Raw genomic sequence first — 13,343 nt, 5'->3', positions numbered from 1 at the left:
GTCAAGGCGCGGATTCAAGGAAAAGCCTTACAGAACGGAGATTTAGGAGCGTAAAGGGAGGAGAAACCAGAGTTCGGCGATGTTTTTGGTCCAACAAGCGCAGATAGCTCAAAGAGCTATAGCTCGAAGTTAAAGTAATTTATTAAGAGTAAGATTTTTTTGGTATTACGAAGACGCATCTGCCAATGATTCGGCAGGGAGGGATTCTTGCGTTACTACCGGTTTTCTGCCCGAGATTCGGACAGAAGGAAAAAGGTGGAGAGTCGATCTGTAAGCCGGGTTCTGTCTTGAACAGTCATTCGTCTACGATGGCCATCACTGGACATCTTTAGCAACCTACCCGGTCCCAGCGCGGGCCACGCCTTGGGACCCTATTTGGTCTTGCTCCAAGTGGGGTTTACCTAGCCACGAACTGTTGCCAGTCGTGCGGTGCGCTCTTACCGCACCTTTTCACCCTTACCGGCACCGAAGTGCTTAGGCGGTTATTTTCTGTGGCACTTTCCGTAGGCTCACGCCTCCCAGGCATTACCTGGCACTTCGCCCTATGGAGCCCGGACTTTCCTCCCCCCCCTAATTTTCATAGAGGGCAGCGACTGTCCAATCGACTCTCCGCCGCGCAGGTTAACGGCACGGCGGACTTAGGACAAGTAATAAAAGTTCAGAATTGCCATCACGTTCAGACGGAATACCGGTTTAACGCTGGAACTAATCGGCTTTCTGCTTATCCAGCGCCGCTTGATACAAGAGGTTCTTGCGCACGCCAGTAATTTCCGCCGCAAGGGCCGCTGCACGCTTGAGTGGCATTTCCTTGAGCAGCAGATCCAGAATGCGCATGGCCTCGCTGCCCACGGCATCTTCATCCTCAGGCGCGGTCCAGCCCGCCACCAGCACCACGCACTCTCCGCGTTGTTGGTTGCTGTCGCCCTCGACGAACGCACGCAGCTCTTCCAACGGCAGGCCCTTGAGGGTTTCAAAGGTCTTGGTTAGCTCACGGGCCAGCAACGCAAGGCGTTCGCCGCCAAACACAAGCTCCATGTCCTGCAGGCATTCAAGGATGCGATGCGGGGCCTCATAGAAGATCAGGGTGCGCGGCTCTTCCTTCAGCGCTTGAAGGCGCGCACGACGCCCTACTGCTTTAGCCGGCAGAAAACCCTCAAAGATGAAACGGTCGGACGGCAGGCCTGCCGCCGACAACGCAGCGATCAGCGCGCACGCACCCGGAACAGGCACTACATTGATACCAGCAGCCCGCGCCTGTCGCACCAGGTGGTAGCCAGGGTCGGAGATCAGCGGCGTGCCCGCGTCAGAGATCAACGCCACATCGTCGCCGGCCAGCAGGCGCACAATAAAGCGACTGCCTTCCTCGCGCTCGTTGTGCTCATGGCAAGCCGCTAATGGCGTGCTGATACCAAAATGCTGCATCAACCGCTGGGAGTGACGGGTGTCTTCAGCCGCGATCAATTTAACCTCGCGCAACACTTTCAATGCCCGGGCACTGATGTCGTCCAGGTTGCCAATGGGCGTCGCCACGACAAAAAGCGAGCCTGCAGTGGAATTCAAAGGACCTGGAGCAGTCAAAACGCACACCTCGATGGTTGGCAAAAGCGACATTGTAGCGCGTAGGCGCCTGGAAAATATGCCATCACGGGCGATGCCTTTTCAGCCGTTTAACGCCCGTTGCAACATTTGCACGACCTAAATCGACGGTTTCACGCCAGTAACATCGCGCCTGGGCCAGTGCTTGGGTACAATTCCACGCTAATTTGATCGGTATCAGGAACACTTACATGATCGCTTGCCTGCGGCTGCTCTCCGCCCTCTGCCTCGCTGCCTTGCTGGCCGCGTGTGCCAGCTCGCCCTCGTCCAGCCTTGGCGACCTTCCACGGACCCCGGACGCCAGTATCGAGCAACTGCTCGAACAGGCCACCACCGCCAAGACGCCAGAAAAGGCCGCGCTGCTGCGCCTGAGTGCGGCAGACATGGCCTACAAACAGAACAACCCTGGCCGCTCGTCGCAGATTCTTGCGCAGGTGCCCCTGGATGCCCTCAAGCCAGCCGCGCAAGTGTTTGCCAGCACCCTGGCCGCCGAACTGGCCATGGCGCGCAACCAGCCCAAGGCCGCGTTGACTGCCCTGAACCACCCGAGCCTGCAAAGCCTGAAGGAGCTGCCGCCTGAACAGCAGATCCGCACTGGCAGCGTGCACGCCCGTGCGTATGAAGCCGATGGCCAGACCTTGGCCGCCGCCCGCGAACGCGTGGCCATGGCCCCACTGCTCACAGGCGATGCCGCCAAAAGCAACCATGAAGCCATCTGGGTACTGATTGCCGCCCTGCCGGCCGAACAGCTGCAAGCCAGCGGCCACTCCACGCTCGACGGCTGGATCACCCTGGCCCAGGCGGTAAAAGGCGCGGGCACGCTGGAGCAACAACAAGCGGCCATCGACACTTGGCGCGCACAGAACCCAGGCCACCCAGCCGCTGTGCAATTGCCGATGCCACTGACCAAGCTCAAGGAGCTGGCGAGCCAGCCCCTGACCAAGATCGCCCTGCTGCTGCCACAGGATGGCCAGTTGGCCTCCGTCGGCAAGGCACTGCGTGAAGGTTTCATGGCTGCGCACTACCAGGCTGAACAAGCCGGGCAGAAGCCGCCGGTGATTGAGTTCTATGACAGCTCGCGCCTCAACTCTCTCGACGACTTCTACGCCAAGGCCCAGGCTGACGGTGTGCAACTGGTGGTCGGCCCACTGGAGAAACCGCTGGTCAAACAGTTGAGCGCTCGCCCGCAACTGCCGATCACCACGCTGGCGTTGAACTACAGCGAGACCGATCAAGGCCCCGCGCAACTGTTCCAATTCGGCCTGGCCGCAGAAGACGAAGCCCGCGAAGTCTCGCGTCGCGCCCGTGCCGACGGCCTGCACCGTGCGGCCGCAATGGTGCCGCGTGGCGAATGGGGCGAGCGTGTCTACAAGGCCTTCCGCCAGGACTGGGAAGCCAATGGCGGCCAGGTCATGGGGGTTGAGTACGTCGATCAACCAGTCGCACTGGCCCAGCAGATTGCCGACTTGTTCCAATTGCGCAAAAGCGAAGGCCGCGCCAAAAGCCTGCAAAGCACCGTTGGCACCGACGTGGCCGCGCAGCCTTCGCGTCGCCAGGACATCGAGTTCATCTTCCTGGCCGTGACCCCGCAACTGGCCCAACAGATCAAGCCAACCCTGAACTTCCAATATGCCGGTGATGTGCCGGTCTACGCCACGTCTCACGTATTCAGCGCCAGCGGCGACAAGAATCAGTACCTGGACATGACCAACGTGATGTTCTGCGAAACCCCTTGGCTGCTCAACACCACCGACCCACTGCGCAATCAGGTTGCCGCGCAATGGCCGCAAGCCAATGGCAGCCTCGGCCGCCTGTACGCGATGGGCGTCGATGCCTACCGCCTGGCGCCGCGCCTGGGACAACTCAAGGCCCTGCCGGACACCCGTGTTGACGGTCTTTCGGGCAACCTGGGCATCAGCACCAACCAGCGCGTTGATCGCCAGATGCCGTGGGCCAAGTTTGTCGGCGGCGAGATCCAGCGCCTGCCGGACACCCCACGCTGATGCCTGAGCGGTCCAGCGCACAAAGCGGCAAGGATGCCGAACTACAAGCTCTGAAACACTTGCAACAACAGGGTCTGCGCCTGCTGGCGCAGAACTGGTTGTGTAAACGCGGCGAGCTTGATCTGGTCATGCTTGACGGCGATACAGTAGTATTCGTCGAAGTCCGCTACAGAAAACACGCACAATGGGGTGGCGCGCTCGCCAGTATTGATGGGCGCAAGCGTCAAAAGCTGATACTCGCCGCGCAGTTTTTCCTGCAAGAAGAGCATCGCTGGGCCGACGCCCCCTGCCGTTTCGATGTGGTTGCCATAGAAAGCACACCGTCTGGTCAGGCTGATCTGAACTGGCTCAAAGATGCCTTCGACAGCTGATTCGCCGGACATCTTCACCACACACTTTTGCTCTTTGCTTTGCGGGCTGCACATTCCTGTGCCAAACAGCCGCGCTACTTAAGGTCACACAGATGGACATGCAATCCCGAATTCGCCAGCTTTTCCAGGCCAGCATCGACACCAAGCAACAGGCGATGGACGTACTTGCACCGCACATCGAGCAAGCCAGTCAGGTCATGGTCAATGCCTTGCTCAACGAGGGCAAAATGCTTTCGTGCGGCAACGGCGGTTCGGCCGGCGATGCCCAACATTTCTCGTCCGAGCTGCTCAACCGCTTCGAGCGTGAGCGCCCGAGCCTGCCGGCCATCGCCTTGACCACCGATTCGTCGACGATTACTTCGATCGCCAACGACTACAGCTACAACGAAATCTTCTCCAAGCAGATCCGCGCCCTAGGCCAACCCGGCGATGTGCTGCTGGCGATTTCTACCAGCGGCAACTCGGCGAATATTATTCAGGCGATCCAGGCCGCACATGATCGCGAAATGATTGTCGTAGCATTGACCGGACGCGATGGCGGTGGAATGGCCTCGCTGCTGTTGCCTGAAGACGTTGAGATCCGTGTCCCGGCCAATGTCACCGCACGTATCCAGGAAGTCCACCTGCTGGCGATCCACTGCCTGTGCGATCTGATCGACAGCCAACTGTTTGGGAGTGAAGAATGACCGTTAACCGCCTCAGCCTTTTGGCCATCACCCTGTGCCTCGCTATCAGCGGCTGCAGCACGGCCATCACTGCAACACGCGACACCCCTATTCAGGATGACAAGGGCACCCGCACCTTCGGCAGCAAGATCGATGACTCGCTGATCGAGACCAAGGTTGAAGTCAACGTCGCCAAGGCCGCGCCCGATCTGGGCAACGGTGCTTCGCGTATCGTAGTGACCAGCTTCAACGGCGTTGTGCTGCTCGCTGGCCAGACGCCACGCGCCGACCTCAAGGCCCAGGCCGAACAAGCCGCCGCTGCCGTACAACGCGTGAAAAAGGTCCACAACGAATTGCAGGTGATGGACCCGATCACCCTGCTGGCCATCAGCAACGACGCACTGCTGACTACCAAGATCAAGGCACAGATGCTCACCGATAACGCGATCCCTGGTTCGCGCATCAAGGTCGTGACCGACAACGGCATCGTCTACCTGATGGGCCTGCTCACCCAGGCTGAAGCCACTCGTGCAGCCAACCTGGTGCAGGGTGTGTCTGGTGTGCAGAAAATCGTGAAGGTGTTCGAATACATCGATTGATGTAATGACACAGCCACAAAAAAGGGCGCCTTACGGCGCCCTTTTTTATTAACGAATATTTACTGGTACTGCGAGTACGGATTGCCCTGGAACTGGTTGTTCTGTTGTGGCGCCTGTTGCTGGGCTCCTGGCTGGCCGTACTGTTGGCCTGGGATCGGGCCGAGGTTGACTTCAACACGACGGTTCTGGGCACGGCCGTTGACGTCGGCGTTGCTGGCAATCGGGTTATCCGGGCCGGCACCGCGGGCGCTCAGGTTGGCGCCGTTGACGCCCTGGGAGGTCAGGTAGTTAGCCACGCTCTGGGCGCGACGCTGAGACAGGTCCATGTTCAACTGACGGCTACCGGTGCTGTCGGTGTAGCCAACGATCTGGATAGTGTTCTGGTTGAACTGCTTGAGCGAGTTGGCCAGGTTGTTCAGCGGCTGGTAGAAGCTGCTGGAGATCGCGTCCGAGTTGGTCGCGAAGGTGATGTTGCCCGGCATGATCAGCTTGATCTGGTCGCCCTGGCGTTGAACCTCAACACCGGTGTTGGCCATGCTTTCACGCAGTTTCTTTTCCTGTTGGTCGGCGTAGTAGCCGTACCCTGCGGCACCGGCACCCGCAACGACGGCACCGATCAGCGCGCCCTTGCCACGGTTGTTGTGATCGATGGCCGCACCGGCCAATGCACCGGCGAGGGCACCCAGGCCGCCGTACTTGGCGGTCTTGCTCATCCCGCCGGATTCATTACTCGCCTGTCCCTGGCTGCTGCCGTCATAAGGATTAGGTGATGCGCAGCCGGACAACAGGGCTACAACGGTAGCGACAACAAGCAGACGACGCGAAGTGAACATGAAGGGAGCTCCTACGTTTGCATTCTATGGTGCAAAGGACATTGGCAATGGACCTGTGCCGAGTTTGGAACGCGACAAACGGTAAAAATTCCGTGGCTACAGAAACCGTAGCAGACGCATCCTGAACACGACCTGAGTTTTTGCTACAAGGTTTACCTGAAATAGAACGCGCTCTGCCCGGCAATTATTCCTTCACGCCCGCACGAAAGGATTCTCGCGCATTTCATCGCCCAGCCGGGTATCCGGCCCGTGACCGGTCACCACCGTCGCGCCCTCGTCCAGGGTGTACAGGCGCTGCTTGATCGAGCGCACGATGGTCGCCTGGTCGCCGCCCCACAAATCGGTGCGCCCGATACCGCGACGGAACAGTGTGTCGCCGGCAATCAGCAGCTTGGCATCAGCAAACCAGAAGCTCATCGACCCCGGAGTGTGACCAGGTGTGTGCAAAGCCACGCCACAGCCGCAGGCCAACTCTTCATCATGTTCCAGCCAACGGTCCGGCGAAGGCACAGGGATATAGGGCACGCGAAACATCTGGCATTGCATTTCCAGATTGTCCCAAAGGAATTGATCTTCTTTGTGCAGGTGCAAGGTGGCACCGGTCTTCTCCTTCAACTGGCCGGACGCCAGGAAGTGATCCAGATGGGCATGGGTGTGGATGATGCTCACCACTTTCAATCCCAGGGCATCGAGCCGCGCCAGGATCAGCTCATGGTTGCCGCCTGGGTCGACCACGATGGCCTTTTTGCTGATGGGGTCGCCGATGATGGTGCAGTTGCACTGCAAGGGGCCGACGGGGAAGGTTTCACGGATAAGGGTCGGCTTGGCGGTTTCCATTCGGGGTCCTGTCGTGCAAATGAAATGTCGATTCCGGGCGAATATCACCAGAACAATTGCGCCATTAAAACAGACTGGGGCGTCCCTAGCCGATCAACCTCAGTTCCTGCGCCCGCGCCACCGCCTGGGTACGACGCTCCACACCCAGCTTGCTGTTGATATGGCTCGCGTGAGTCTTGACCGTGTGCAGTGAGATAAACAACCGGTTGCTGATCTCCTGATTGGAGCAACCCTGAGCGATCAATTGCAGCACCGCCAGCTCTCGGGCGCTCAATGTCTCATGAGTCGAAGCTGCCTCCACCACTGCAACCGCCGGTAACAGCGCCAGCAGGCTCTGGCTCAGCAGCCCATGGGGATCTTTGGCAAGCTGCTCGCGCATCCAGTCCGGGTGGGTTTCCAGCAATCGTTCGAAGGGTTGCAACGCGCCACCTGCCCCGGCCTCAAGGGCTTGGGCAAATACTGGACGCGCCTTTGCCTCCTGCCCCTCCCCCAGCAACAGTTGCACCCGCTGGGTCAGGGCCATCAGCGCGATCATCTGACGCCCACTGTTATGAGCCTGTATTGCCAACTCTTCGAGACGTTGCAACGCCGCCGCCGGTTGGTGGCGAGTCGCGTCCAACGCAGCCTGTTGAAGCCCGATGTGCTGCGGCAGGTGTGGGTGGAACTCCGGCGCGGCGGCGGCGTGTTCGCCATTGTAGGTTTGCCCCAGACGCGTCAACCAGGCGTCAGCCAAGTCGGTTCGGCCCTGGGCCAGCCACAGCTCGCACTTGATCAGGGTGATCATTGCCAGGTAGTAGATCGGCGGCACATCCCAGATATGCATCAGCCGCTCAGCCTCGGAGAGTTCGGCGAAGGCTGCACCAAAGTCACCGCGGCGCCCTTCGAAATTGGCGATCACGCAATGGCCGATCAACACACTGATGTCGCGGCAAGCCCTCGCTTCAGCAAGACCGGCGCGCAAACGGGCGAGCCCGGCTTCGGGCTGGAGCCGCACCAGCAACAAAAAACCCTCGTAGAGCGATAAACGCGCACGCACCGCATACAAGCGCTGCGGCGCCAAGCCGTGCAGGCGTTGCAGGCCTTGGCGCACTTCGTCCAGGGAACGCAGGATTTCACCGCGCGCCTGCAATACTCGCGCACGGTCGTAATGGGCCAGGGCTTCGAACAAGGGATTGCCGACGCGCTGCGCCAGCTCCAGGGATTCGCGGTTCAGGCCTCGCGCACGCCAGAGGTCGGCATCGACAATGGCCAGGTTGGACAGGGTCGACAAGCACATCAACCGCTGGCCGTAACGCCGTTGCGGCAAGCTTTCCAACGCTTCGCTGCAATAGCGCTGGGTCAGCTCGCGATCGCCCCGACCACGGGCGATAATCCCGCTCAGAGCCAGCCACTGGGCCAACATCGATTTCTGCGCGGTGGCCGACGGTGCCGGCAGGAAGCGGCTGAGGTAGCTGGACAGCTCTTCTGCCGCATCCAACTGGCAGGCCAGGCCCAAAGCCCAGCTGTAGAGCACGATCAAGCGCGGCGTGCTGATCAGCAGGCTGTCAGGCAAGTCCATTTTCCAGCGCAGCAACATGCCTACGTTCTGCTCGGCCAGCAGCTGTTCTTCGGAAAGGTTTTGTACCAGATTCGCAGCCACATCCAGATGACCGGCGCGCAACGCCTGCTCCACCGCTTCATCGATCAAGCCTTGGGCATTGAACCAGCGGCACGCGCGCAGGTGCAGGCTGGCAGCCGGCAGCACATTGCTGCTGGCACGACGCGTGCGCAGCAAGTCCGAAAAAAGATGGTGATAACGGTACCAATGCCCCTGCTCGTCCAGCGGCACCAAGAACACTTGGTGCGCCTGCAGGTAACGCAAGATTTCGGCACTGTCGTGGGCTTCACGCACCGCGTCGCAGAGTGCGCTGCAAAATCGGTCCTGAGGAGCGGTGTCGTACAAAAACGCCTGCACTTCGGTCGGCAGGCAGTCGATGACTTCTTCCAGCAGGTAATCGCGAATCAGCCCTTCGCCGCCGTGCAGGCTTTGCGGCAAGGCGCCGTCGCTGCCGGCCTCGGAGGCGGCCAACAGCCAGAAGCGCAGGCCGGCAACCCAGCCTTCGCTGCGACGGATCAGGTTATCCAGCGCTTCGCCACGCAATGAGTTGCTGTGGCGATCCAGCACTGCCAGTGATTCGTCGTGCGTCAGGCGCAAGTCCTGTTCGTGCAGCTCCAGCAGATGACGCGACAATCGCAGTCGCGCCAGATGCCAGTCCGGGCGCTGGCGGCTGGTGACCAATACCACCAGGCCATCAGGCAAATGATTGAGGAAAAACTGCAGGCAACGGTCGAGCACCGGCCCCTGGGCCAGATGGTAATCATCCAGCACCAGCAACAGCGGCGCACGGGCGGACAGGTGCACAGCCAGCTCGTCGAGCAGGCCATCGAGCCATTCTTCAAAGGCAAAGGGCTGGTGACGCTGGCGCATTTTCAGCAGGCCCAGGGATTGGGCGCCAAGTTGCGGGAAAAATTGCTGCAAGCCGTCGAGCAGGCGTTCGAGGAAACGCCCGGGGTCGTTATCCCGTGGGCTGAGGCCCAGCCATAGGCTTTGCCAATGGGCCGGCAGGCTCTGGCAGAACTCCACCGCCAACGAACTCTTGCCAAACCCAGCCGGCGCGCTGACCAGCAGCAACCGCCCTTCCAGCCCGGCGCTCAGGCGTTCGCACAGGCGCGGGCGCAGCACATAGCCGTCAGGCAGCGGTGGCCTGTAGAAGCGACCTTCCAGGGTCGGGATTACCGCACTGGCAGGCCCTTGGATTCGGGACAGATCAGTCATCGCCGGGCTCTTGTAGAAGGCTGTTGTCGGCATTGCAGATGTCCGCAGACTAGCGGTAAAAGCGGCGGGTTTGTAGATCTTTGCAACATTTGCCTGAAAAGAACTGCGACAAAAAATCTCGCCACAAAAAAGTAGGAGCCGACTTGCTGGCGATGCAGGCACCTCGGTGTGTCTGTTACACCAAGGGGATGCTATCGCTGGCAAGCCAGCTCCTACAGGGGGGCGGCTCCCAGATTGGGGGGCTTGGGGTTAGCGAACACCATCCTGGCGCAACGCCGCCGGGGTGAAGTCGCTGGTGGTGGCGGTGAAGCCAAAGTCATACGCCTGCTTCTCTTCGTTCTTCATGCCCAGCGCCAGATAGCGGCCGGACTGCAGGTCGTAGAGGGTTTCCAGGGCGTACCACGGCACTTGCTTGTCGTAGTAGTTCTCGGCATGGGCTTCCGCCACGCGCCACAGTTGGCCACGACCGTCGTAGTGATCGATGACCGCTGCTTGCCAGGTGTCTTCGTCAATGAAGAAGTCACGCTTGGCATAGATGTGGCGCTGGCCTTCCTTCAAGGTGGCGACCACATGCCAGACGCGGCGCAGCTCGTAGCGGGTCAGGTCCTGGTTGATGTGGCCAGCCTTGATGATGTCGGCGTATTTGAGCTTCGGATCATCGATCTTGTAGCTGTTGGAGGCGATGTAGATTTCTTTCTTGCCCTCCAGCTTCCAGTCGTAGCGATCCGGAGCACCGTTGTACATATCGAGGTTGTCGGAGGTACGCAGGCCATCGGCTGCGGTGCCAGGTCCGTCATAGGACACTTGTGGCGCGCGGCGCACACGGCGCTGGCCGGCGTTGTAGACCCACGCCGAACGCGGTTCCTTCACCTGGTCCAGGGTTTCGTGCACCAGCAGTACACCACCGGCCAGACGTGCCGGCGCAGTCACTTGCTGCTTGAAGTAGAACAGCACGTTGCCCGGATTTTTCGGGTCGAAGTCTTTCATCTTGTCGCGAAATACGAACTGGTCGCGGAAGTACACCAGGCTGTACGAGCCATTGGTTTGCGGTGTGGCCTGGGTTACCAGGCGGGTCACGCTGCCACCGCGATAACGGGTGATGTGGTTCCAGATCACTTCCACGCCGCTTTTTGGAATCGGGAACGGTACGGCAGTTTCGAAATTTTCCAGGCCGTTGCCACCAGACACCAGGTTGGTGGTGGTGGCGTTCTTCTTGATGGCCGCAAACACATCCGCTGGCACCGTGGCGCCGCGATGGGTCGGGTAGACCGGCATCTTGAAGGTTTCCGGGTAGCGCTTGAACATCGCGTACTGCCCCGGCGCCAGCTTGTCCTTGTACTGCTCGACGTTCGCCGCGGTGATGGTGAATTGCGGTTGTTCACTGGCGTATGGGTTGGCCAGGAATCCACGGGCGTCAACAGCGCCAGCGTTGGTGGGCAGCGGCGACCATTTTGGAATAGTACCCGCCGCGTTGCCGGCCATTTCGGCGCCCATCGGCGTCAGGGTCGTGCCCAGCTTGGCGGCTTCATCCGCCGACACTGCCGCCATGACATTGCTCGCCAGGATCGACAGCCCAAGCACACCCACGTGCAACAGACTTTTGGTTATTTTCATGTTCTGGTCTTCCTGAAATGCAGTGTGCTTAGAAGTTGGCGCCGAAGCTCAAAGCGACGAAGTCGCGGTCATCCACCGTACTGAACTTGCCACCAAAGAAGTTGGTGTAGGCCAGGCTGGCGGTGTAGGTATTCTGGTACTCGGCATCCAGGCCCAGGCTGACCGCCTTGCGACCTTCTTCGAAGTTACCGCCAGGGCCTGGCGAGTAACCTTTGACGTCGTGGGACCACGCCACGTTTGGCTTGAGGTTGACGCCTGCGAACACGTCCGGGTATTCCCAGATGGCGCGAGCGCGGTAGCCCCAGGAGGTGGCGGTGGTGTAACCGTCGTTGTTGCAGTTGGTATTCAGGCTGGCGGCATTAGGCAAACCACCGCCTTGTGCTGTGGAGTTGTTGAGCGCGTTGCAGAACCCCCCAGGTAACGAACCCGGACCAAAGACTGGGTCACGGCCATAACGTGCCTCGGATTTACTTTCCAGCCCACCGACGTGGGTAACGCCGATTTCACCAACAGTGGTCAAGCGGCTGGCGCCCATGACTTGATCGAAGAAGTGCGTGAAGGTGGTTTGGAACTGGGTGACTTCCTTGCGGTTGTAGCCATGCAGGTCCTGGCCGGGTTTGCCTTTGAGCACCGACGCGTTGCCGTAACCAGGAATCGGCGTGACACCCGCGAAAAGAATGTCGGTCGTGCTCAGTTGCACAGGCGCATTCGGCCGATAGCTCAACTCGCCACTCCAGGCAGTGCCAGTAGGCAGCGTGGTGGAGAAGCTCAATCCGTAGAGGCGGATATCTTCCGGATACTCGACGAAGTAGTTGGAGTTGCCTGCGACAATCAGCGGGTTATTCGTTGCATAAACAGAGGGTCGCGCGCCTTGTGCACTAAAGATCGGCGCCCGGCTGTGGTAGTTCATGAAATAAGCACCGAACTCTGTGTCCAGCGGCTCATAGTTGTAATGAAATGCAGCGCCGAACTGGCCGCTGTCACGAGCGTCACGGTCCGGACCACGACGAACCAGGACGCCCTCATTGTTAACGTCCACACCAAACGCTCTCAGACCCGCCTGTTGGGCTGGAGTCAAGGTGCGACGGCTGTTCAGCACGCGCAGATTATCAGTGCAACCGTCAGAAATCACATCGGGCTGGGAGAAGAACGTGCCGCAGTTATCGGTAACCGTCTGGTCCCACTCAAGCTGATAGAACGCTTCGGCCGAGAGATTATCGGTCAAGGTCTGCGACACATAGAACATGTTGACCGGGATCAAGCCTTCCTTGATCTCGGCGCCGGGACGACGGAACGCAGACACGTCGATCGGGTTGATGGAGTTGATACCGCCGCCGATGAAGGTACTTTCACCCCAGCTTACTACCTGCTTGCCGAACCGCACCGATCCTGGCAAATCGGCAATGTTGTAGTTGTGGTAGATGAACGCATCGAGAATCTGCCCGCCAGAGGACTTGGCGCCTTCTTTACGGTTGTTGTCACTGATGTCCTTGAAGGGACGGCTTTCGTCTTTGAGCTCAAAGTCATACCAGTACTTGCCCCGCACAAACACACCGGTATCGCCATACTTCAGTTCCAGGTCATGAATGCCCTTGAAAATCTTCGAGAAGGTCTCCCCACGCTTGAAGTTCAAGTGACCGTCATCGGAGGTCTGGGACAGGCCCTTGCCACCGTTGTTGACGCCGATCAGATCGCTGTTGGGCTTGGCCGTCGACCAGCTCGCCCCCACGGAAAGCGACGAGTCAAAGCTCCCTTCGATTTCACCGATATTGAAACTGACGCCGAATGCGGGCCCGGCGAGCGTAGAAGCGAGACTGACGGCCAGGGGCAGTCTTGCCCGGCGCCAGAACTGGTTTACTGAGGTCATCGACGCTACTCCATGTGCATTTTATTGTTATGGCAGTGAGTTCTTTCTGTGATGCGTGTAACGGCCGGAATACAACGATTCCAATGCCGCTCGGCAGCCGAGCCCCCATGGCCCGAAGCGGAACATCCGTGAAAAACTCTGGA

At 59.7% G+C, this 13,343-nt stretch carries 10 protein-coding genes and 1 other RNA gene; 4 read left to right on the top strand and 7 right to left on the bottom strand.

Annotated elements, in window-relative coordinates; translation table 11 throughout:
• Positions 1-255: 255 nt before the first annotated feature.
• An RNA gene (gene rnpB, locus ACP7C6_RS23315) (RNase P RNA component class A) lies at positions 256-609 on the bottom strand.
• Between the two features lie 96 nt (positions 610-705).
• Complete coding sequence (rsmI, locus tag ACP7C6_RS23310) at positions 706-1,611, bottom strand: 16S rRNA (cytidine(1402)-2'-O)-methyltransferase (protein WP_161634132.1); 906 nt, start codon at positions 1,609-1,611, stop codon at positions 706-708.
• Between the two features lie 176 nt (positions 1,612-1,787).
• On the opposite strand from rsmI, the gene ACP7C6_RS23305 reads away from it, so the two are divergent.
• The 4 genes from ACP7C6_RS23305 (at position 1,788) to ACP7C6_RS23290 (ending at position 5,234) form a co-directional block, all read left to right on the top strand.
• Positions 1,788-3,599 carry a penicillin-binding protein activator gene (locus ACP7C6_RS23305; RefSeq protein ID WP_426109291.1) on the top strand — a complete coding sequence of 604 codons (1,812 nt, stop codon included), beginning with the start codon at positions 1,788-1,790 and terminating at the stop codon, positions 3,597-3,599.
• A complete protein-coding gene (locus ACP7C6_RS23300) occupies positions 3,599-3,970 on the top strand; it encodes a YraN family protein (RefSeq protein ID WP_073860065.1) in 372 nt (123 codons plus the stop codon). Before ACP7C6_RS23305 ends, ACP7C6_RS23300 begins: the two co-directional genes overlap by 1 nt.
• Positions 3,971-4,062: 92 nt before the next feature.
• Positions 4,063-4,656: a phosphoheptose isomerase gene (locus tag ACP7C6_RS23295; protein WP_007904374.1), complete on the top strand. Its 594-nt coding sequence runs from the start codon at positions 4,063-4,065 to the stop codon at positions 4,654-4,656.
• On the top strand, positions 4,653-5,234 hold the full coding sequence (locus ACP7C6_RS23290) for a BON domain-containing protein (protein WP_012722284.1): 582 nt from the start codon (positions 4,653-4,655) through the stop codon (positions 5,232-5,234). The genes ACP7C6_RS23295 and ACP7C6_RS23290 overlap by 4 nt, the downstream gene beginning before the upstream one ends.
• Positions 5,235-5,293: 59 nt before the next feature.
• Here ACP7C6_RS23290 and ACP7C6_RS23285 read toward each other — a convergent pair whose 3' ends face one another.
• The 5 genes from ACP7C6_RS23285 to ACP7C6_RS23265 form a co-directional block, all read right to left on the bottom strand.
• Positions 5,294-6,067 (bottom strand): OmpA family lipoprotein, encoded by a 774-nt coding sequence (locus tag ACP7C6_RS23285; protein ID WP_012722283.1) that lies wholly within the window; start codon positions 6,065-6,067, stop codon positions 5,294-5,296.
• Positions 6,068-6,259: 192 nt separating this feature from the next.
• On the bottom strand, positions 6,260-6,904 hold the full coding sequence (locus ACP7C6_RS23280; protein ID WP_028618886.1) for an MBL fold metallo-hydrolase: 645 nt from the start codon (positions 6,902-6,904) through the stop codon (positions 6,260-6,262).
• 85 nt (positions 6,905-6,989) lie between these two features.
• Positions 6,990-9,719: a LuxR C-terminal-related transcriptional regulator gene (locus tag ACP7C6_RS23275; RefSeq protein ID WP_323989099.1), complete on the bottom strand. Its 2,730-nt coding sequence runs from the start codon at positions 9,717-9,719 to the stop codon at positions 6,990-6,992.
• A gap of 249 nt (positions 9,720-9,968) precedes the next feature.
• Positions 9,969-11,333, bottom strand: coding sequence for a DUF1329 domain-containing protein (locus ACP7C6_RS23270; RefSeq protein WP_122554848.1), 1,365 nt, complete (start codon positions 11,331-11,333; stop codon positions 9,969-9,971).
• A 28-nt stretch (positions 11,334-11,361) separates the two neighbouring features.
• Complete coding sequence (locus ACP7C6_RS23265; protein ID WP_122686121.1) at positions 11,362-13,200, bottom strand: DUF1302 domain-containing protein; 1,839 nt, start codon at positions 13,198-13,200, stop codon at positions 11,362-11,364.
• Positions 13,201-13,343: the final 143 nt, after the last annotated feature.

The sequence above is a fragment of the Pseudomonas sp. TWR1-1-4 genome, assembly GCF_049897165.1.
GTDB lineage: Bacteria > Pseudomonadota > Gammaproteobacteria > Pseudomonadales > Pseudomonadaceae > Aquipseudomonas > Aquipseudomonas canadensis.
The sequence above is the reverse complement of the archived record's forward strand: the minus strand, read 5'-3'. Positions and strand labels throughout refer to the sequence as shown.